The 20,494-nt window shown below is 45.3% G+C and carries 18 protein-coding genes; 8 read left to right on the top strand and 10 right to left on the bottom strand.

Going from position 1 to position 20,494, the window contains the following annotated elements; genetic code table 11:
- Positions 1 to 33: 33 nt before the first annotated feature.
- Positions 34 to 954, bottom strand: coding sequence for a siderophore ABC transporter substrate-binding protein (locus tag J4N39_RS22070; protein ID WP_252024992.1), 921 nt, complete (start codon positions 952 to 954; stop codon positions 34 to 36).
- A 346-nt stretch (positions 955 to 1,300) separates the two neighbouring features.
- Between J4N39_RS22070 and J4N39_RS22065 the strand changes: the two genes are divergently transcribed.
- The gene (locus tag J4N39_RS22065; RefSeq protein WP_252024990.1) at positions 1,301 to 3,301 is read left to right on the top strand and encodes a TonB-dependent receptor domain-containing protein; all 2,001 of its coding nucleotides are present in this window, start codon (positions 1,301 to 1,303) and stop codon (positions 3,299 to 3,301) included.
- A 56-nt stretch (positions 3,302 to 3,357) separates the two neighbouring features.
- On the opposite strand, the gene J4N39_RS22060 is transcribed toward J4N39_RS22065, so the two are convergent.
- The 7 genes from J4N39_RS22060 to J4N39_RS22030 form a co-directional block, all read right to left on the bottom strand.
- Positions 3,358 to 3,576, bottom strand: a complete 219-nt coding sequence (locus J4N39_RS22060) for a DUF6500 family protein (RefSeq protein WP_252024988.1) — start codon at positions 3,574 to 3,576, stop codon at positions 3,358 to 3,360.
- Entirely contained in the window at positions 3,577 to 4,038 is a 462-nt protein-coding gene (locus tag J4N39_RS22055; protein ID WP_252024986.1) for an NUDIX hydrolase, read from the bottom strand. It abuts the gene before it with no gap.
- Positions 4,039 to 4,180: 142 nt separating this feature from the next.
- Positions 4,181 to 5,677: a tripartite tricarboxylate transporter permease gene (locus tag J4N39_RS22050; RefSeq protein ID WP_252024984.1), complete on the bottom strand. Its 1,497-nt coding sequence runs from the start codon at positions 5,675 to 5,677 to the stop codon at positions 4,181 to 4,183.
- 9 nt (positions 5,678 to 5,686) lie between these two features.
- The gene (locus J4N39_RS22045) at positions 5,687 to 6,136 is read right to left on the bottom strand and encodes a tripartite tricarboxylate transporter TctB family protein (RefSeq protein WP_252024982.1); all 450 of its coding nucleotides are present in this window, start codon (positions 6,134 to 6,136) and stop codon (positions 5,687 to 5,689) included.
- A gap of 70 nt (positions 6,137 to 6,206) precedes the next feature.
- The gene (locus J4N39_RS22040; protein ID WP_252026882.1) at positions 6,207 to 7,133 is read right to left on the bottom strand and encodes a tripartite tricarboxylate transporter substrate binding protein; all 927 of its coding nucleotides are present in this window, start codon (positions 7,131 to 7,133) and stop codon (positions 6,207 to 6,209) included.
- A 28-nt stretch (positions 7,134 to 7,161) separates the two neighbouring features.
- Positions 7,162 to 7,635, bottom strand: coding sequence for a hypothetical protein (locus J4N39_RS22035; protein ID WP_252026881.1), 474 nt, complete (start codon positions 7,633 to 7,635; stop codon positions 7,162 to 7,164).
- A gap of 344 nt (positions 7,636 to 7,979) precedes the next feature.
- Positions 7,980 to 8,699 carry a FadR/GntR family transcriptional regulator gene (locus J4N39_RS22030; protein ID WP_252024980.1) on the bottom strand — a complete coding sequence of 240 codons (720 nt, stop codon included), beginning with the start codon at positions 8,697 to 8,699 and terminating at the stop codon, positions 7,980 to 7,982.
- Positions 8,700 to 9,044: 345 nt separating this feature from the next.
- Here J4N39_RS22030 and J4N39_RS22025 point away from each other — a divergent pair, with 345 nt between their 5' ends.
- From J4N39_RS22025 to J4N39_RS22010, 4 genes are all read left to right on the top strand, one after another.
- The gene (locus J4N39_RS22025) at positions 9,045 to 9,821 is read left to right on the top strand and encodes an SDR family NAD(P)-dependent oxidoreductase (protein WP_252024978.1); all 777 of its coding nucleotides are present in this window, start codon (positions 9,045 to 9,047) and stop codon (positions 9,819 to 9,821) included.
- 104 nt (positions 9,822 to 9,925) lie between these two features.
- Complete coding sequence (locus J4N39_RS22020) at positions 9,926 to 10,642, top strand: FadR/GntR family transcriptional regulator (RefSeq protein ID WP_252024976.1); 717 nt, start codon at positions 9,926 to 9,928, stop codon at positions 10,640 to 10,642.
- A 109-nt stretch (positions 10,643 to 10,751) separates the two neighbouring features.
- Positions 10,752 to 12,062 carry an MATE family efflux transporter gene (locus J4N39_RS22015; RefSeq protein ID WP_252026880.1) on the top strand — a complete coding sequence of 437 codons (1,311 nt, stop codon included), beginning with the start codon at positions 10,752 to 10,754 and terminating at the stop codon, positions 12,060 to 12,062.
- Positions 12,063 to 12,247: 185 nt separating this feature from the next.
- The gene (locus J4N39_RS22010; protein ID WP_252024974.1) at positions 12,248 to 12,874 is read left to right on the top strand and encodes a hypothetical protein; all 627 of its coding nucleotides are present in this window, start codon (positions 12,248 to 12,250) and stop codon (positions 12,872 to 12,874) included.
- Here J4N39_RS22010 and J4N39_RS22005 read toward each other — a convergent pair.
- A complete protein-coding gene (locus J4N39_RS22005) occupies positions 12,871 to 13,785 on the bottom strand; it encodes a LysR family transcriptional regulator (protein ID WP_252024972.1) in 915 nt (304 codons plus the stop codon). The genes J4N39_RS22010 and J4N39_RS22005 overlap by 4 nt on opposite strands.
- 117 nt (positions 13,786 to 13,902) lie before the next feature.
- Between J4N39_RS22005 and J4N39_RS22000 the strand changes: the two genes are divergently transcribed.
- Both J4N39_RS22000 and J4N39_RS21995 read left to right on the top strand, forming a co-directional pair.
- Positions 13,903 to 15,534, top strand: coding sequence for a glycoside hydrolase family 13 protein (locus J4N39_RS22000; protein WP_252024970.1), 1,632 nt, complete (start codon positions 13,903 to 13,905; stop codon positions 15,532 to 15,534).
- A 103-nt stretch (positions 15,535 to 15,637) separates the two neighbouring features.
- On the top strand, positions 15,638 to 16,132 hold the full coding sequence (locus tag J4N39_RS21995; protein ID WP_252024968.1) for a GNAT family N-acetyltransferase: 495 nt from the start codon (positions 15,638 to 15,640) through the stop codon (positions 16,130 to 16,132).
- A 163-nt stretch (positions 16,133 to 16,295) separates the two neighbouring features.
- Here J4N39_RS21995 and J4N39_RS21990 read toward each other — a convergent pair whose 3' ends face one another.
- Positions 16,296 to 17,282 carry a zinc-binding dehydrogenase gene (locus J4N39_RS21990; RefSeq protein WP_252024966.1) on the bottom strand — a complete coding sequence of 329 codons (987 nt, stop codon included), beginning with the start codon at positions 17,280 to 17,282 and terminating at the stop codon, positions 16,296 to 16,298.
- A gap of 387 nt (positions 17,283 to 17,669) precedes the next feature.
- Between J4N39_RS21990 and J4N39_RS21985 the strand changes: the two genes are divergently transcribed.
- Positions 17,670 to 20,327, top strand: coding sequence for a hypothetical protein (locus J4N39_RS21985; RefSeq protein ID WP_252024964.1), 2,658 nt, complete (start codon positions 17,670 to 17,672; stop codon positions 20,325 to 20,327).
- Positions 20,328 to 20,494: the final 167 nt, after the last annotated feature.

Genomic DNA, 20,494 nt, shown 5'->3' with positions numbered 1-20,494 from the left:
CTGCTGTTAGTCAAGCAGCCACTTGATGATTGTTTAATCTAGAGCCTTGAAGACATCTTTGATGATATTGTCTGTAGCTGTGATTCCGCCAGCCGTTAGATACCAAGCATTGGGATCGATAAATACGATTTTGTCATTCTTGCTTGCAGGCGTAGATTTGATTAGTGCATTGTTGAACTGCTGTTTTGCCTTATCTTCACTTAGGCCAATAGCTTGTTCACGGTCGAGGATAAAAATAACCTCTGGCTGTGCATCTTTAATGTATTCAAACGAGATCAGATTTCCATGCGGTCGGTTTACTGTCGGCTTAAATGTGGTCGAAGAGTCTGTGAAACCAAACTCATCGAATACTAGTGAGAAGCGACTACCTTGATTGTACATGGAGATATTACCTCCGCTATTCATCAGCATAAGTGCTTTTAACTGCTGTTCTTTTGCCTGACTTGAAGCTTTAGATATGAGCTTAGAGGTTGCACTGATCTTGGCTTCTATATCGTCTTCTCTACCCAATACCTTGCCAAGCATACGCCAGTTCTTTTGCGTGTTTTTCCAATACTCTCCGTCCTCTACGTAGAACATCACGGCAGGTGCAATTTTGCTGATCTCTTCATATAAGTGGACCATACGATTTTCCACGATGATCAAATCAGGTTTTAACGTATATAGGGCTTCAAAGTCTGGTTCATGGAATGACCCGGTATTCACGGTTGTGGATTCATATTTTTTCAAATAGCTCGGCAGTAGCGAATGAAGTGCCCCAACAGGTTGAATTTCCAAGTAATTGAGTAGATCTAGGCTACCGTGACCTAATACGGCAATACGTTGAGGTACTTTATTGATGGTCGTTTTGCCTGCGATGTGTTCTACCGTAACCGCATTAGCGGCAGTGACAAAACCCAAGGCAAGAATACAGACCAAGCTTATTTGCCTGAAAAACCTTTGAAGAAGATACATTTTTATTCCCTATTTATGCATGAATTAGTCGAACAGGATTGGCAGTATAAAATTATGTTAATGATAATCAATATCATTTATTGGCGAAGTGTTCAGTGGTGCAACAGTAACTAATTGAATAGTTGTGATTTTTGTCAGTTACCGCAGATTGGAGTTTTTCACGAAGTGTAACCATGATCACAAAACGTGCGAGTTGATTAGTCTTTTTGGTGTTTTTCTATGTGGAATTGTTATAAAACACTGCTCGCAATGATAATGAGATCCATTATCATTGCGAGCAGTGGTAGTCGCCCATAAGCGATTAAATAACACAATTAAATAGAGCTCGACTCATGGAAAATAAAATATGACAACCAAAGTTTCTTTGATTGCCCTTGCAATCAGTAGTGCGATTTCAGCACCCACTCTCATGGCACACGAACACGATTCAACTTCAGATACACAGGAGCAAAACAAGCCTGAAGATGTCATTGTTGTTGTAGGCGAAATGACTAACTTCGCCGTAACGGATAGTGAACTTGAAAGCTATCAAGCCCAAGACTTAGAAGATATTTTTCGTACAGAACCTTCAGTTACTGTTGGTGGCTCATTGGGAGTTGCGCAGAAAGTGTATGTTCGTGGATTGGAAGATACTTTCTTAAATGTCACGGTTGATGGTGCACCACAAACCAGTACGCTGTTCCACCATATTGGGCGTTTATCCATTGACCCTTACTTACTGAAAAGTGTAGAGGTTCAAGCAGGTGCCGGTGAGGCAACCAGTGGTGCAGGTGCTATTGGTGGTGCTATTCGCTTTAAGACCAAGAATGTCGATGACTTATTGGCTCCAGGTGATAGTTTTGGCGGCTCTGTAAGTGGCAGCTACTTTAGCAATAGTGGTCGTAAAGCCAGCGCTAGCTTGTATGGTGCGATTAGTGATGACTGGGGCTTGATGGGGACTTTCGTCGATGTAAAAAACAACGACATGAAAGATGGCGATGGTAATGAGATCCCTGGGACAGCATCAGATAGAAAGCTTGGTTTCTTAAAGGTCAATGGCAATATTGCAGATAACCAAACGCTGACGTTAAGTTACGAAAACCGAAACGAGCAAGGCGATTACAACCAAAGACCTAACTGGCCTGCAAGTATTAGTTCAACTTTGTACCCAATGGAGTTGCAACGTCATACCGTCACGGCTAACCACACATTGACATTGAACCAATTAGTCCATTTAGAAACAACGCTTTATCACACACAGGCAGATGTCACCCAAGATGTGACTGACCGTTGGGGCAAATACAATGGTGAAGTGCGCACCGCTGGTTTGGATATTCGTAACACCAGCAAAGTAGATCTCCACTCGGTGACATATGGTGCTGAGTATCGCAATGACAAGGCAAAAGCGAAATCTCTAGAGCCTAATGCCGCCGATGGTCATGAAGAAGTGGGTGACGTGTTTGGTCTCTACGTTCAAGACCACTGGCAGCTTACCAATCAGTTCCTATTAAGTTATGGCTTGCGTTACGACAAGTATCAAATGGAGCAAAAGACCACGGACACCAAGGTAAACAGCGATGGTTTTAGTCCTAATGTAGGTTTCAACTACCAAATCACCGATAACTGGAAGCTGAATGCTGGTTATGCTCAAGCTATGCGAGGCAAGCAAGTAGGCGATACATTTACCCTAGAGTCAAAAAGTGTTGACCCTGACTTGAAAGCTGAAAAAGTGGATAACACAGAAGTTGGTATAGAGTATCAGGCGAGCAATTGGCTAGCGTCAGCCACTGTGTTCCAGAGCGCAATCAATGATGTAATCAGTGCTCAAATTGGTAGCAGTCAGTATAAGAATATTGGAAAGTTGGAAACTAAAGGGTACGAGCTGAAAGCGCATTACTGGTATGAAGATTTATCCTTGGTCGCCAGTTTCACAAGCTTTGATTCCAAATTGAACGGCAACACAGTGGAAGGCTACGAACATATTGGTCTTGCTAACTCCCGTGGCGACACTTTTGGTTTAAATCTGACTTATGATGTTAATCCAGACATTGAGCTTGGGTGGAACTACACCTATGTTGCTGACTTAAACAACATCGAAGTTCTTCAACGTGCTGTGGAAATTGGTTGGATTGGAGAGACATACAAAATCGATAAGCCGGGCTATCAGGTTCATGATATTTATGCGCAGTGGTACCCAATGAGCAGCGAAGATCTTCGAGTAAACTTCACGGTCACCAACCTGTTTGACCAGTTGTATCGCGACCATTCAAGCGTAGGAGATTACAGCAGTGTACCGGGGTGGGGCTCTGTCTCAGGTTTGTATGCCGCAGGTCGAGATGTTCGTGTATCGGTAAATTACGCTTTCTAAACTTGTCCTATCTCAACCAAGCCGCTAGATATGATCTGGCGGCTTGTTTGCATTTACTAAGCGTTTGATTCTACCAGCTCCATCACTTTTACTGCCTTCTCAAAGTGGTCAAGTTCGTGAGTTTGAATCCACCAAGTGGCAGCTTCCATCAACAGTTCAGGGTCGTCATTTTTGTTGGCGAAGAATGCATAGAATGAGACGCCAACATTGTCGCCTTTTTGCGCAATCTTCTTTTGGCAGACTTGGATGATTTTTTCTCTCAGTGATTGACGCATTTAAGCTTCCTTACTGATTGGAACTCGGTAAAGAGGGTTGATGGGTTGACTGACGAAATAGCGCCAAACGTGTTCATAGACTCGGTGCTGGTTGGGAAATGGTGCTAGGGCTATCGCTTCTTCAAGGTTGCACCAACGGTATTCACTGTGTTCATTGTTGAGGGTGATGTCCTGGTTTGGCGGACACTGAACCACAAACACAGGGATGAGCTCGATGACATTCACACCCGCTTCATAAAACTGTTCCAAAAACTGAGCGTTATAGAGCTCGGTGACCTCTATCTGTGTCTCTTCTGAAAACTCCCGAATGATCGTCTGCCAACCCGTTTCTTCTCCTTCAATGCCTCCGGCGACGTGGCACCAAAAGTTGCCTTTGGTGCGTTTCATTAACAGCATTTTGGTTTCGCCATCGATAACCGATAGTGCAACGCCAGCCACGATAGAAGTATTGAGTGGGATCATTTTGAACCTTTAAGAGTAAATGGAGATGGACGAGGCGCAAAGGGTAGCATTAGGTGGGCTTGCATGGGTGTGTAGTGAGTCGCAAATTCCATTTGTTGCATAAAAAGTAAGGACAAGCCTTGGCTTGTCCTTATCGGTGGGGTTATGCAGGTTCTTCGACCGTATTGAGTTTTTTCTTTTTCATCTTCATGGTGGAGTAGACCGAGAAGATGGCAAGTAATACGAATGCGAGAGCAATTGGCCTTTCGTACAAGAAGGACCAACTGTTGTCGTACATCAGCAGCGCTTTACGCAAATTGGTCTCCGCCATCGGCCCAAGGATGATAGCCAATAAAATCGGTGAGGAAGGAATCTCTAGTTTGCCTAAAACAAAACCGAGCAGGCCAAAGCAAAGCGCGATACCCACATCAAACATTGAGTTGTTAATGGCGTATGCCCCGACGACTGAAAGGAAGATAATCACAGGGATCATCAGTATCTTTGGCACTTCAATGATGCGACAGAAGAATCGAATGCCCACTAGGCCAACAATCAGCATCACAATGTTAGCAACCAACATAGAACTGAATACGCCGTATACCACTTCAGGGCTTTGGCTAAACAGCAGTGGCCCAGGGGTTAGACCTTGCACTATCAATGCGCCAAGCAACACTGCGGCCACAGCATCACCAGGAACCCCTAGTGTTAAAAGTGGTACTAATGAACCACCCGTTACGCCGTTATTACCGGCTTCCGCAGCAGCAAGGCCACGTACAGACCCTTTACCAAATTCATCAGGATTCCTGGACACACGTTTGGCTTCGTTGTAACACACAAAGGCAGAAATATCGGCGCCCGCACCCGGCACAGAGCCAATTGAGGTGCCTAAAATGCCACTTTTCACTGCGGTTGGCATCATGTCTTTAAGGTCTTGTTTGCTCAAGAGCTTGCGATCAAATTTAGGCACTTCAGTTTTCTTGTCTTTGATGAACTTCTCAAGCTGATTCAGCGCTTCCGACAGGGCAAAAAGACCAATGAGGACTGGAATAACGTTAACACCGCTGTAGAGATCCATGACGCCAAAAGTAAACCTTGGCACACTGCTGATAGGGTCAAGACCGATGGTGGATACCAGAAGACCAATTGTGCCAGCCAGCAAACCTTTGAGGATGTTTTGCGACGAGACACTGGCGATAATGGTCAAGCCAAACAGTGCCAGGGCAAAGTACTCAGGCGCATTGAAACGCAGTGCGAAGTTTGCCAAGAGCGGAGCAATAGCAATAAGCACTATGGTACTGATTAGGCCGCCAACAAAGGATGCGACTGCAGAGATACTTAGCGCTCTCGCCGCTTGCCCTCTGGCTGCAAGGGTATGTCCATCAAGCACGGTAGCTGCGGATGCAGGAGTGCCGGGCGTTTTAAGTAAGATGGCAGCGATCGAGCCGCCGTAAATGCCACCTATGTATACGCCAATCAGCATCACCAGCGCCGCCGTTGGCATCATGCCAAAAGTGAAAGGTAGCAAGATGGCAACACCCATGGTGGCAGTCAAACCGGGTAGGGCACCTAAAATGATCCCGCCTAACACACCAAATATCAGTACTGGCAAAATCTCAGGGCTCATCGCCGTAAGAAGACCACTTAATAGATAATCAAACATAGTGTCTCCTTAGTAGAACAGTAGACCTTCAGGAAGTGCAATCACAAACACTTCACCAAAGAGGTAGTAAACGCCTAATACGAAAGTCCACGCAACAGCGTAGTAGAGTGGTTTCTTCACTTTGAAGAAAACCAAGTAGGCGGTAAATGCAGCAAGGCTTGCAATTAGGTAGCCGAAAACATGGATCAGTAGGGCGTAGCCAAATAGGAAACCTAAACCAAATAAAGACATCTTGGAGAATATCGGGGCTAACTCAGCGTCTGGATTTTTCTTAATCCAGTGTTGGATCATCAGCACGATACAAATAATGATTTGTGCAATTGCAATAACGGTTGGGAAAAATTTCGCATCGACACTGGCGTCTTGAAACCTCGGTTCAGCAAACTGACCAATGGCCACCAGAATGAAAGCGCTCAGGGCGATGATTAGTGAGGGGAATACTATGTTTCGATTAATCATAATGCGTACCCATAACGAAGCGTTGAAAATAAAAAGGAGCGGCAAAGGGCCGCTCCTAAAAGGGCATTACTTAGTTGATTAGTGTGCCTAGTGCTTTAGTGTCGTCTTTTACAAACTGAGTGAACTCTTCAGCGTTCATGTTGTGGATAGTCATCGCACCTTTTTCCATAAACTCTTTGAAGTCAGGAGAAGCCATTGCTTGGTCAAATGCTTTGCCTAGAACTTCGATGACTTCATCTGGAGTATTCTTAGGTGCGCCAATACCACGCCAAGTACCTGTCACCACGTCGACACCTTGCTCTTTTAGCGTTGGAACATCAGGGATGTAAGAAATACGCTCGTGAGACATCACGCCTAGAGCTTTAAGTTGGCCTGAACGAAGCTGCGCAATAGCTTCGCCTGGAGTCACCATAGTCACGTCAGTGTGGCCACCAAGAACGGCTGGAATAGCTTCAGAAGCACCGTTGTAAGGGATTGCATTTAGCTTGATGTTTTGGTCTTTCTCTAGCGCCATTAGGTAGAAGTTTGGCGCTGCCGTGGAAGCAAACTTAACAATGCCGTCGCCTTTTTTCGCTTCGGTGATAAGGTCATTAATCGTGTTGTAAGGCGAGTCTTTTGACACTAGAACGACTGCAGGGTCTAGGTTGACCAAACGGATCAATTTGAAATCATCCGCATCGTGTTGCATCAGGCCCATTTGAGGCAGAGATGCAATTTCGCGAGTTACCACCGTCAGTGTGTAACCATCAGGTCGAGCCTGAGCGCCAAAGCTCATGCCTACGGCACCTGCGCCGCCAGTGCGGTTCATCACCGCAATGTTTTTACCTAGGATATCTTTTGATGCATTGGCTAGCGTTCGGCCAACTGCATCGGTACCGCCACCTGCGCCAAATGGCACTACGAGACGAATGTTCTTAGCTGGGTAATCAGCGGCCGTTGATGCACCCGAGAAGATGATACCGGCAGCCATAAGCAGGGAAGTAAGAAGTTTGCTGATTTTCATACCTATTGTTCCTTCAATCTTATTATTTACGTAGGGTTTGAGTCGGATTGTCGACTTTGTTGTTCTGATATTCCGCCATGCAAAGCTGCTCAATTGCTAACGCAATCCAACTGCTAATTAACATGTCGTACCATTGCTCAACACCACTGCAAGCCACGACAACATCGCCATAGACAAATGAGCCGTAGAACAGCAAGTCATCTTGTCGTAGGGAAGCGGTGTGCGTCGTTTGTTGGGTGATATTAGGCGCTGAATTTCGCCAAGCTTGCTGGGCTTTTTTACGCGCAAACTCGTCAAATGGGATGGTCCATTGCTCAGGTGAGCCTAATGAGGCCTCACACAAGATGGCTTCTTCAAATGAGCTTTCCCAAGGCTTGACTCTTGGATCCATCACAACGATGTGCAGCTCTTTACGGTTAGTGCGTTCGAACAAACGTTCGATTGCTGGGGTCACTAGTTCAATGGCGTCTTTTGCAATGTCTGCATGACTCTTGATCATCACTGTCGTCCTGATAGTTGTTCTCATTAACCATCTTGACTATATGATAATACAAATGTTTTGGGTGAGCTCATGCAAACAACTGATATCTGCATCACTCTACGAGGGTTGGAAGTTTGAGAATGATCTTACTATTGAAGGGTTTTGTGAAACCAAACAGTGATCTATTTCACGTAAGATGTTTGACGTCAGATTTTTGCCGATTAAGCGACGGGTTGTGTTCTTATATTAGTTATAACCAAACGGGGTTTCAGGAAAAAAAAGTATAAAAAAACCTGCTTAGTCGCAGTCAGATTTTTACTAACTGGGCTAAACAGGTCAATTTGTTGGTGGTTATTTAATCAACCCACTTCGGTTAGGCGGTGCTTCGACTCTTGAAGGTGGTTTGCCGACGCAATACGCGCTTTATCCGAGTTGCCTGCCATGATTGCTTCATAGATTTGGCGGTGCTCTTCGATACAGGTGCTGCCTTCTTCAGAAGAGTGAGCAATAAAGTTCACAAACATGGTGGTTAGGATATTACCAAACGGTAGGTAAAAATCGTTGCCCGTGGCATTGAAGATGAGGCTATGGAAACGAGTATCGACTGATAGCCAAGCTTGTTGATCAAAAACTTCAGCGTCAGAGACTTCAACCATTTCTTGGAAAGTTTCAGAAAGCTCAATGCGCTGTTCAGCGGTGGCATGAATAGCTGCCAGTGCACATGCTTCAGGCTCGATAGCACGGCGCAGACCTAGGAACTGGCCACAGAACTGGTCAGTATCAGCAAGACCGTCCATCCATTCGATCAGCTGTGGATCAAGGAAGTTCCAGTAAGCACGGTCAATCACTCGCGTACCCACTTTAGGGCGTGACTCCAAAAGGCCTTTCGAGGTAAGTAGTTTTACCGCTTCACGCAGTGCTGTACGGCTGATGCCGAATTGTTCACACAGCACCATTTCGCCAGGGAGGATTGAACCTTGAGCGAGTTCCCCAGATAAGATTCCACGCGCGATTTCACGTGCGACTTGCACGTGCAGGCTGCGCTTGGAGCCTGAGATTGATCTGAATTCACCGTTCATTGCTATTAGCTTCCGACATAATATGTATTATTTAAGTGCGACTATAGCACTAACCCCTGATCGCACCAACTCTGGAGGCTGTAAAGGTGATGTAGCACCACATCTATTTTGTTCTATAAAACGGCACGTTTTAAACGTATTACTTATTAGCCAAATTGCATTTTGATCTGGCGGAGAAAATTCATACAAGAGCCTGTTCGATATTAAATGAAATTCTTGATGGTGTTCACAGTTATCGGGTGAATGTTCGGTAAATAGTGTAAAAATTTGAGCTATGTCGCTGTGGAACATAAACCATATTGTATTATTAAATAAGAATTGAAAAATACTCATAGGATTTTCAACATGTTTAATGATTTGAAAGGCAAGCGTGTTCTGATCACAGGCTCAACTGCGGGTATGGGTCTGGCGACAGCACGTGTTTTTGCCAAGTACGGGGCGAAAGTGGGCATCAATAGCCATCAATCCGGCCCTGACGCAGAAGCTGCAGTGGCAGAGCTAAACGCTCTGGGCGGTGAGGCGGCATTTTTCCAAGCCAACTTGATGGAAACTGCCGACTGCGAAAAGCTCGTCACCCAATTTGTTGAACGTTTCGGTGGCATGGATGTGCTGATCAATAACGCTGGTGGTTTGGGTGGTCGTGAAGGGCTTGAAAACATTGACGATGAATTTTATGACCGTGTCATGAATCTCAACGCACGTTCGGCGCTAATGACGACTAAGTTCTCTATCCCACATCTTCGAGCGTCTGCTGCGCAATCGGGCGAGACTTCCTGCGTGATCAGCACCGGCTCAATTGCTGGACGTGAAGGTGGCGGTGTTGGTGCGGGTATTTACGCAGCATCAAAAGCTTGGCTACACGACATTCACCGTAACTGGGTGAAAGAGTTTACCCAAGACAATATTCGCTTCAACATTGTCTCTCCAGGCACTATCGATACGGCATTCCACGACGGTAAGTCTGATGAACTAAAAACGGCAATTGCTAATAGCATCCCAATGGGCCGCTTTGGTCGTATCGAAGAAGTAGCACCAACATTTGCATTTTTTGCATCGCATGCATGTGCTGGTTACATCACAGGTCAGATCCTGGATGTTAACGGCGGCCAAATGGCACCCTAATAAAATAATAATTAATGATCATTGGGGCGTTATGCGACTGCCTGCTTAGCGTCCCAGCACTTTCTCTCATTTAGGGAGAAAACTAAAATACACAGGAGCACCCCATGGCAATTTTTTCTCTGGTTGCTGACTCAAGCCGGAAAATCCATGTACAGGTTGCTCGGCAAATGGCGAGAAAGATCCTCTCTGGTGAGATCAAACAAGGTGAAAAGCTACCGAGTGAAGTTGAGCTTTGCGAATTGTTTGGTGTTAGCCGCACGGCTTTGAGAGAATCAACTAAGCTGCTTAACGCTAAAGGCCTTATTGAATCCAAACCTAAAGTAGGTACACGGGTTCGTCCTCGCTCTGCGTGGCATTTTCTTGACCCGCAGTTACTTGAATGGATTCAGGACTTAGAAGATAACCAGATTTTTTTAACCCAGTTTTTGGGACTTAGAAAAGCAATCGAACCAGAAGCATGTGCGCTAGCCGCAAAACATGCCACCGCCGAGCAACGTAAAGAGCTATCCGTTCTTTTTCAGAAAATGACGATGGCTGCGAATAGCTTTGATTATCACGAATGGACCGTGAATGATCAGTTGTTCCACCAAACCATTTTCCTAGCCACAGGCAACCGTTTTTACATACCGTTCAGTAATATACTGTCGACCATTTTGAAACAGTTTATCGATATGTCCGCTGAAGGGGGCCGATTCTGTCTCGAAGAGCACAAAATGATTTACGACGCCATCATGAGTGGCGACGGGGATAAAGCAAGAAACGCCTCTTTACTCCTCCTCAACGACGACAATCAGAAACTGGCCAAGGTCGCCAACGGTTAACAAACCCCACAGCAGCAAAACTAAGTTTTGCTGCTTTTTCACTATCTAAAGCAAGCAAAAAATGGCATCCGAATCTTACGTAAGAAAAAACATATCCATTGCATGGCCAATGGCATTAAACGCCCTGTTGATGCAGTCCATGTTGATGATAGATACCTTTTTGGTCTCCCCACTGGGCGAAATATCATTGGCTGCGATGGGTATTGCGACAACCATCATCGCCTTCATCCTAGGCATCCAAATGGCGTTGGCTCAAGGCTCGCAATTGGTTCTTAGTCGTGCGGCAGGCTCGGGTAGTCAAGTTTCTTTAGCGAAAGGTTTTTGGTCGGGGGCGATGATCAACTTCTCGGTTGCATCACTGTTCTGGTTGCTGCTTACCTTGTTTGAGTCTCCGCTAATTGCTTTGCTGACAGATCATCAAGCGCTACACGCTGAGATATCAGACTATCTTGCTATCGGTAAACACATCGTGTTGGTGAATGCGATCACACAAGTCATGATCGCACTGTTCAACGGGCTTGGGCGCACTACGGTGCCATTTAAGGGCTATTTACTAGAGATGCCTGTGAATGCCATATCTTCTTACTTCATGATCTATGGGTTTGGTCAGTGGCAAGGGATGGGCGTGGAAGGTGCTGCGCTGGGCAGCTTAATTGCGATTGGTTTACGTTTGGCCTACTTAGCACTTTGCATGCGTATTGACGATGCTGTGCATGTGCCTTTGAGTGCTCTAGATGCCTCAATGAAAAGCAATAGCTGGGCGCATTTTAAAGAGATATTTCCCGTGGCGGCCAACATGACCATTTTGTCGGTTGGAGCTACCATCTATCAATTGATCTACTCGCAGCTCGATATCAACTCCTATGTAGCGATTACCCTTATCTTCCCTTGGGTTCGAGCGGGTACGCAGTTTATCACCGCTTGGGCGATGTCGTCGGCGATATCTATCAGCCAAGCGATCGGCTCTAAAAATTTGGATGATTTAGACAAGAATATAGATGCGAGCATCAACGTAGCGGTTGGTTTGTCATTTATCTCTTGTTTGTTCTTTCTTGGCTTGAGCTTTGTGATGGATGACTTTTACCCCGACCTTGACCCAGCAACCTATGAAGCGTTGGCGATTATTGCCCCTTTATATATCTTGTTGCCATTGGTGAGAGGCTACAACACTGTGCATGGGCATGTGATGCGTTCTCTAGGAAAAACCACCGAGGTGTTTAAGATCAACTTCACTGGTCAGTGGCTTGTATCCATCCCCCTATGTGCATTGGCGATCCTTTATTTTGAACTGTCGGTGTTTTGGGCGTTTGCGTTTATGCCATTCGAGGAGTTAGTGAAATTGCTGCCATTTCGCCATCTCGCTCGTAAAGCGGTACGAGAATTCGATGACGACAAAGCTAAGCAGTTGATGTACGACTAAATGGTGAGTAACACCTGCGATATGCTAGCTCATTTATACAGGATGGCATATAAACTGGATGCATATCACAATATAGAGTGCCATTGGCATTGACTGTGAGTGAGCACTAATCATTTTTGTTACAGTTGAGTGATTCCAAGCTCTGATAAAAGAGCAAGCTAGGCTAGAAAACTCAGGCATATATAATGTTAATTCGTCACGTGCGTATCAGTGTTGCAGTGGCCCTATTGGCGATCGTTTTCGTCACGGCTTTTATTGCATTTCAGCTTCAAACCATACGCAATAATTCTGCATATATAGAAAATGTCGCTCAAGTGCGAGAGTCTAAAGGGATAGCACTTAGAGAGAGTCTACTTGAGATCCAACGCATTCTGGCGGTCGCCAGTGCCACTCGTGGCGAATATGTGCACGCAGGCGAAGCGACCGAGCATTACCACCAAGCAAATCAATTGCTTGAGGACTTGAAGGCCTTACCAACGGAAGATCTTCTTCTCTATCAAAAGCTCGCTAAAGAATTAGACATTTATTATCGCACCGCAGTGAAACTCTCCCGAATCTATATCGAGCAGGGCAATGCCGAGGGCAATAAAGTTGCGCCTGCATTCGAGTCGGTGCACCATCAAATCTTCTCAACCCTAAACAAAGTTATTGTGCAGGCCTCGCAAGATGTAGAGAATCGCATGGCGCAGGTACGAGCGCATTCTGCCCGCATAGAGTGGACGTTATACGGCCTTGTAAGTTTTGTACTCATTGGTCTGTGCGTCCTGTTCATATTACTGTGCAATAATCGACTGCATTTCGCTAAAGCTTAACTTTGTTTTAGTGCTAACATTTCGACGCTAGTACGCATTTTATCGATTAAGTCGAGCGTCTTTTGATCTTCTAGCTGGCGCTTATGGTATATCCCAACATTGCCGACTCGTTCATGATTGACGGACAGTAGCTCGATGCCATTTTTCTTCATCCACGCTTGCATGCAATCGCTATAGGGCATAATGGCATCCGTGGCTTTAAGTAGATCAAGGCTCGCCAATAGTGAGTCAACTTGATAAACCACTGAGGTATCGGATACCCCTTTTTGGATTTCGCTAGTGAAGTCGATGACACTGTTTAACACCGAATGGTGACGTTGATGAGCGGGCGTGATCCGAATGACTGGAAAGTCTGCAATATTCTTTTCACACTGAGTAAGTAGGGGATGGCCTTCCCGTACAAAGATGGCTTCTCTGTCATTGAGCAGCGGACGAAATGTCACGGGTATGGATTCTTTAAGCCCCGTCACTTCATGACCAATCAGCAAGTCAATGTCTCCTTGGATGAGGTGATACATCAACGCAAGGTTATTGCCAAACTCAAGGTAAAGCGAGCTGTTAGGGTTTTGCTGCTGATACTGGGTAATACTGTGACGAGCAAACAATTCCCACCAGACTTCGCCTACACCAACTTTAAGCTTTCCCTGCTCTCGCTGATACATGTCTTGGATGCTATGCATCATGGTTAGATGTTTGTCTTGCTCTTCTTCCACGTACCGCAAAAACACCTCACCATATTCCGTCAGGTCAACGCCTTTAGAGCGGCGGATTAACAGTGGTACGCCCATATCTGCTTCGAGTTTTTTAATTGCTGAGGTAAGGGCGGGTTGGGTGACGTAAAGTTGCTCAGCGGCCTTTTTAATATTGCCGGTACGAGCTACCATCAAAAAATATCGGTGTACGCGGTTCATGCTATATCCAGTGATATCAAGATAATTAATATCATGGCAAAAAAGTTCAATTTCTAAAGTGGTGAGTATCACACTATAGTCGTTACTATGTTCAATAGTTTTTTAGGCAGTTAACTTATGAAATTTCAGTGGTGGCATGATGCCGTTGTTTACCAGATCTATCCTCGCAGCTTTTGTGACTCCAATGGAGACGGCATCGGTGATTTACCCGGTGTTATAAGTAAACTTGATTACCTAAAGATGTTGGGCATTGATGTTATCTGGTTATCTCCTGTGTACCAATCGCCGATGGATGATAACGGTTATGACATTTCTGATTACCAAGCCATCGCACAAGAATTTGGGTCTATGGAAGATATGGAGCGACTGTTTGCTGAGGCAAAACAGCGCGGCATTAAAATTGTGATGGATCTGGTCGTGAACCACACCTCGGATGAACACCCTTGGTTTGTGTCGGCTCGCAGTTCTAAATCGAGCCCATATCGTGATTTTTATATTTGGCGAGATGCAGACGAGCATGGCAACCCACCCAATGACTTAGACTCCATTTTTGGTGGCAGTGCGTGGCAATGGGATGAGACCACCCAACAGTTCTATTTGCACCTGTTTTCTAAACGCCAGCCAGATCTAAATTGGGAAAACCCAAAAGTGGCCGAAGAGGTCTACAAGATGATGAACTGGTGGATCGAGAAAGGCATTGGTGGCTTCCGTCTCGATGTCATTGACTTGATTGGCAAAGAAATTGATAAGGGCATCACCAATAATGGTGAGCGTCTTCACCCGATGATCCAGCAAATGAACCGAGAAACGTTTGGTGGTAAAGACCTGATTACTGTAGGCGAAACATGGGGGGCGACACCGGAAATTGCCAAGCTCTATAGCCAACCTGAACGCAACGAGTTTTCAATGGTGTTCCAGTTTGAGCACATTACTCAGCGCTGGAATAATGGCGACAAATGGGACCCAAAACCTTTGGATTTGCGCTCATTTAAGCGGGTGTTGACTAAGTGGCAACAAGAGCTAGCAGATGACGGCTGGAACTCACTGTTTTGGAATAACCACGACCTGCCACGTGCGGTATCTAACTTTGGTGATGACGGTCAATATCGTATTGAGTCTGCCAAGATGCTCGCCACGGCACTTCACTTTCTGAAGGGCACGCCTTACATCTATCAAGGCGAAGAGATTGGCATGACGAACGTCGCCTTTGACACCTTGGAAGACTACCAAGACATTGAGACCCGCAACTTCTACCAAGTAAAAACGGCGGCAGGTGTCAGTCATGAACAGATGATGGCCGCTATTCATGAAAATGGTCGGGATAACGCCCGTACACCGATGCATTGGAGCAGCGCCCAAAACGCTGGCTTTACCGATGGTCAGCCGTGGATCAAGCTCAACCCAAATTACCCTGAGATTAATGTTGATGCCGCACTTAATGATCCCAACTCGGTGTTCTACCACTACCAAAAGCTGATCGAGCTGCGCAAAGCGCACCCAGCTATTGTGTATGGAAACTTTACCCCACTGTGGGATGCCAGTGAGCAGGTGTTTGCTTATCTAAGAGAGTATCAAAACGAGCGCTTGCTAGTGGTTAATAACTTTAGTGGTGAGAGAGTAAGTTTATCTGTACCAGAGCAATATCAGCAATTTAAAGTCACGGGCTTGATTGGTAATTACGAGATACCGACCAAGCTTGGCGCTGAGCTTAATTTATCGCCCTATGAAGCGTTTGCGGTGAAGTTGTAATTGATTTAGGGAGACTAGTAATCTCTAATTGTTTGTCGCCGATTTGAGCATCTAGTGGTAGGTTAAGCCAAGCTGTATGATTTTGATCGCCAAGGAGGGGGACATGAATATCAGAGAAGCGAATCTCTCGGACTCGGCAGCCATCGCCGATATCTACAATTACTATGTAGAATCTACTTTTATCTCATTTGAAGAAGAAATAGTGGCTTCAAGTGAGATGGCAAAAAGAGTGGAGCAAGTTGTGGCTGCAGGATATCCGTGGCTTGTGATGGAGATAGATGGAGAGGTGGTCGGCTATGCCTACGCTAGCACTTGGAAAGCTCGCTCGGCGTACCGCTTTACCGTTGAACCTTCAGTTTATGTATCGCACCGACACACTGGCAAAGGACTTGGCATCGCACTCTACACCGCACTTTTTGAGCGACTAAAACAAGATAACTTTACCAATGTTATCGGTGTTATTGCCCTACCAAATCCTGCCAGTATCCGACTTCACGAGCGCCTTGGTTTCAAGAAAGTTGGCGAGTTTGCCAATATCGGAGTGAAGTTTGGTGAAAAGCGCTCGGTGGGGTATTGGCAGTTGGAGTTAGCGGAATAAAGCTCCGATTGACGGATATTGTTTATAGTATTTGTATTAGTGAGCCGACGTGGTGCTTCTTGTATAGCCAATGCTATAATCCAAGCAATATCGAGTGTAGAAATGGTCACAGACTCCTAGATAGGAGTCTATGGTCAAGATTCTGCGATTCATCAATTATGTATTAATCTAGCTTCGCCACAATCTTCCCTACGGTTCGCTGATTACGCATGTCTTTCAATGCATCTCCAACTTGTTCGAGAGTGATGATTTGAAGGTTAGGTACGGTAAGTACGCCTTGCTCTAGTAATGCCGAAACTTGTTTCCCAGCATTGACCAGAGATTGTAAGCCTTTCTCGCCATTGCGATGTCCAGAGCCAAGGCTGAGCTGGTGAAAAGTGAGTCCTCGTAGGAAGGCATTATGGTAGCTCGCAGGCTCGACGGTTTTTACTAGTTCAACCATTTCACCTTCAAAGCTGAGTACCGCAGCGCATAGCTTGTCGTTGTCACCACCCACGCAATCTAGGGCGACATCAACACCAATCCCATTGGTGATTTGCATCACCTCTTGTTCGATATCTTGTGATTGATAATTAAGGATATGGGTGGCGCCGAGTTGTTTAACGAACTCATGGTTGCGCTCAGAGCAGCTGGTGATAATGGTTTCTACCCCAAAGTGCTTAGCCATTTGAATCGCAAAGCTTCCCACACCGCCAGAGCCCCCTGCGATGAAGATGGAATTTCTCTGCTCGATAGCAAGCTTATCGACTAGTGCTCGGTATGCAGTCCATGCAGCACAAGGCGTTGCAGCCGCAACCTCTGGGGAGACATTTGGGTGAGCAACTAAGGTTCGAGCGTCCTGAACTGCAAACTCGGCAAAGCCGCCTTGAGTGCGTGTCATATTACCGTGATAAAGTACCTTATCTCCAATGCTCCAGCCTTCTACGGCTGAACCCAGGGCGATGATTTCACCAGAGACATCCAACCCACCAACAAAAGAGTCATCAAAGCCATCAACCATACTGTTCCACAAATGCACTTTGGCATCGACTGGGTTAAGTCCAACGGCGTCCACCTTAACCAATACATCATATGGCTTGTGAATGCTTGGAGTATCTAGTTGCGTGACGGTAAAGGTATCTTGAGATTTTTGGTAAGTGATGGCTTTCATGACTTTCTCTATGTCTTCAATAAGTGATAATTCATGTTAGCTCAGATAGTGATAATTCATGATTATCAATAGTTATTGCTAGGATAATTTTGGTTAATGATTTAGCTCAAATTACCGCAAATGTGTCAGTGGGTAAGAACCTGCGTTTGTGCTTTTTATAGGGTATGGCATCCTGCAATAGGTCTAATCTCAGTTCACTATCTAATTGATTAGTAAGGTCAATGTTTCCTGTGTTGCTCATTCATAAAATTAAGTGATTACGATCGCTTTTATATAAAATATCAATGATATCAACTTAATTAATATCCTATGATTGCATATCCGGTTCGGGCAGGGCAGATGTCGGACCAGATAAGTCTATTTATAAGTAATTAAGGATAATGTTGGATGAACACACGTTGGTTGTATAACAACAAAACCATGGTAGCTGCGGCAGTAACAGCAGCATTAGTGACGGGCTGTGGGGGAGGGTCGGATTCATCTACTGACTCTGGCAACCCTACACCAGTAACAGGCTTTACAGTCACGGCTTTAGATGGCTACTTGCATAAAGCAAGCGTTAAGGTAGATAACGATAACAATGGCGTTTGTGAAACCGATCTTGGTGTGACGGATGAAAAAGGCCAATTGAAAGTTGATGGTCAATATAAAGATAAACCATTGTGTGTGACAGCAACGCCTGGCACAACGGTGGATATGACCCGTGGTGTTGTTGAAAGTGCCTTCACATTGAAAGCACCAGCGGGTGCAGTTGTTGTTAACCCTCTGACAAACTTAGTGGTAGAAAAGCTAGAAAACGACTCAACGTTAGACTTAGCTGCGGCGCAAAAAAGCGTTGTTGATGCCTTAGTTGAGAGCGGCATCCCTGTTGATAATGATGATGCTTTTGGTGATTACCTTTCTGCCACCAACTCACCGCAAGATGCATTGAAGAGTAAGCAGCTTGAAGTGATTGGTGAAGTGCTGGTCGATAACCACGATAAAGCCAACATCAGCCCAGAGTCTAAACTGACGATTGTTAAGCAAGTGGCGACGGAAGTTAAGGACAAAACCAGTGCTGACGAGCTTGAAGGTTTTAATCCGGTTGTCGGCGACATCAAAGAAGATGGTAGTGTTGATCCAATCACTGTTAACCACCGACCTAAGAGTATTGGTGCGAAAGATCTCACCTTTAAGTCTGAAATTTCTGTCGGTGGCACCACCAGTATTAACCTCGCTTCACAGTACGGTTTGGCGTTTGAGGATGTTGATAGCGGTGATTCATTCACCCTTAAAGTATCTACTGACTCTGAGTATCAAAATGGCGTGAGTCTCAGTAATGAAGGTGTGCTCTTCAATATCAAACATGATAAAGCCGGGGTTTACACTTTCTATATCTTTGCTATCGATTCTCACGGTGCTCGCTCCAACCCTGTGGAGCTGAAAGTTACCTTTACTTCTCCAGATCTTGCGCCAAGTGTCGACGAAGAGACTAAAGCGACATTTGTTGAGACCATTAAAGCGATCGAGTTTACCAAAGGGGTTGAATTCCCAGAGCAGACCTTCAGCTTAGACGGCTTGTTCATTGACGAAGATGTTGCGGCGTTAACCATCAATGCGGATACAGATGCCCCGGGTATGAGTGCAACCATCAGTAGTGGTCAGTTGGTAATTAAAGGTACTCCAACAGTTGATGGTGAGTTTAACTTGGTAGTGTGGGCACAAGATGCAGTTAACCAAGATCAAGCCAGTGTTAATATCTTCTATACCATCAAACCATCAGATGTTGCGGTAACTCACCCTCTGGAAAACAAGGTATTTTACTCTATTGAAAACAGCGCTGTAGCAGAGCATCCGATGCTTGGGTGTTACTCACTTAAGTTTGAAAACAACGTCCTTTATTTCTCTGATATTAGTACCGACTACACTTGTTCTGAGCCTAACCTACAAGTGGGCACTTACAGTGTTGAAGGAGATATCATCAAAACGGTAGTTAATGATGGCACTTCAGACGAAGTGGATCATATCTCTATTGTTAAAGCGTATGACTTCAGTCAGGGTTACTTGATCAAAGCAACCTCGCAAACTAGTCAAACCAACGGCGCAGCTACGGTATGGCTAGGGGATATTTTTACTACCAGTAAACATGTGGAAAGCACCTTGAACATGCGTGCATCAGGCACCATTTACCGCTCCTTCTTGTGGCATAACAATGGTTATATAGACCCAGCAACAAGCGTGATGCTTAATGGTCTTAATGCGTTGAATAACCAGCCATTTGCCAGCGTCTCTTTTGCATCAGCATTAACGTGTGATGATGTGATGAGCATCTATCCGACCTTCTATCTGTCTAATGAAAATCGTGCAACAGCGATATCGACAGTGTGTGCGGTTAATAGTGAGACTAATCAGCCTACGGTTCAATTCAACAGCCTTTCTGGTACAGGTGAAGAAAACTTGGTTAATGGTAAGTTCTACACCATTAGCGCTGATCTCGCTCCGGCATTCGCAGACAAAATGGCACCACTTGCGGCACGTATAGAGCATCAAGGTGTTCAGTCTTGTACAACAGGGGATGACTCAAGGGATTCTAACGACAATCCGATTTCTCTATCGAGCATTGAACAATACCAAGCAGCGATTACTGATTGTAAAGCAGCCAGCAATACTGTCATGAACATTGAATCAGCAGTTACCACTTTGCTATTAAACGAGCCAGTGAAACACTTCACGCTGAAAAACTTGAACCAAAGCTACGTCTTCTATGATCAGCCAAACGGACAGCGCAGCGTTAACGTGAAAGAAGGTTCACAAAGTGTTGGCATCGGTACGTGGGATTATGTAGACGGCGATATCGTTATTTCCAATGCAAAAGATGCGAATAACACGCCTGTAAACCTCAAAGAGACCATCGCAATGACCTCTTGGAGATACGATAATCTAGGTATTGCGGTTAAGAGTTTGCTGCAAGAGCAAAGCAACGACTCACTTGGCCTAGGGGATTGGACAACGCATGGCAGTGTTTCGTCTGATGTTTATGTGATCGTTGTTGGCGCTGAGCATTAATTTGCAGGAGCGCTAGAATCACACAATTAAGTGACATAAATCCGAGTGCTGGCGAAGCACTCGGTTTTTTTATTTAGAGGACAGACACCAAAAGCTGACTCTATTATGAGGACACACACCGAAAGTATGAATTTTGACTGAATTCTCCTTTAAGCGGATAGCACACG

The organism is Vibrio sp. SCSIO 43136 (assembly GCF_023716565.1).
GTDB lineage: Bacteria > Pseudomonadota > Gammaproteobacteria > Enterobacterales > Vibrionaceae > Vibrio.
This window is presented reverse-complemented; position numbering and strand designations above follow the sequence as displayed.

Coding starts and splice junctions, on each gene's coding strand:
- J4N39_RS22070 (WP_252024992.1), bottom strand. CDS start 954: ATGTATCTTCTTCAAAGGTTTTTCAGGCAAATAAGCTTGGTCTGTATT.
- J4N39_RS22065 (WP_252024990.1), top strand. CDS start 1,301: ATGACAACCAAAGTTTCTTTGATTGCCCTTGCAATCAGTAGTGCGATT.
- J4N39_RS22060 (WP_252024988.1), bottom strand. CDS start 3,576: ATGCGTCAATCACTGAGAGAAAAAATCATCCAAGTCTGCCAAAAGAAG.
- J4N39_RS22055 (WP_252024986.1), bottom strand. CDS start 4,038: ATGATCCCACTCAATACTTCTATCGTGGCTGGCGTTGCACTATCGGTT.
- J4N39_RS22050 (WP_252024984.1), bottom strand. CDS start 5,677: ATGTTTGATTATCTATTAAGTGGTCTTCTTACGGCGATGAGCCCTGAG.
- J4N39_RS22045 (WP_252024982.1), bottom strand. CDS start 6,136: ATGATTAATCGAAACATAGTATTCCCCTCACTAATCATCGCCCTGAGC.
- J4N39_RS22030 (WP_252024980.1), bottom strand. CDS start 8,699: ATGAACGGTGAATTCAGATCAATCTCAGGCTCCAAGCGCAGCCTGCAC.
- J4N39_RS22025 (WP_252024978.1), top strand. CDS start 9,045: ATGTTTAATGATTTGAAAGGCAAGCGTGTTCTGATCACAGGCTCAACT.
- J4N39_RS22020 (WP_252024976.1), top strand. CDS start 9,926: ATGGCAATTTTTTCTCTGGTTGCTGACTCAAGCCGGAAAATCCATGTA.
- J4N39_RS22015 (WP_252026880.1), top strand. CDS start 10,752: ATGGCATTAAACGCCCTGTTGATGCAGTCCATGTTGATGATAGATACC.
- J4N39_RS22010 (WP_252024974.1), top strand. CDS start 12,248: ATGTTAATTCGTCACGTGCGTATCAGTGTTGCAGTGGCCCTATTGGCG.
- J4N39_RS22005 (WP_252024972.1), bottom strand. CDS start 13,785: ATGAACCGCGTACACCGATATTTTTTGATGGTAGCTCGTACCGGCAAT.
- J4N39_RS22000 (WP_252024970.1), top strand. CDS start 13,903: ATGAAATTTCAGTGGTGGCATGATGCCGTTGTTTACCAGATCTATCCT.
- J4N39_RS21995 (WP_252024968.1), top strand. CDS start 15,638: ATGAATATCAGAGAAGCGAATCTCTCGGACTCGGCAGCCATCGCCGAT.
- J4N39_RS21990 (WP_252024966.1), bottom strand. CDS start 17,282: ATGAAAGCCATCACTTACCAAAAATCTCAAGATACCTTTACCGTCACG.
- J4N39_RS21985 (WP_252024964.1), top strand. CDS start 17,670: ATGAACACACGTTGGTTGTATAACAACAAAACCATGGTAGCTGCGGCA.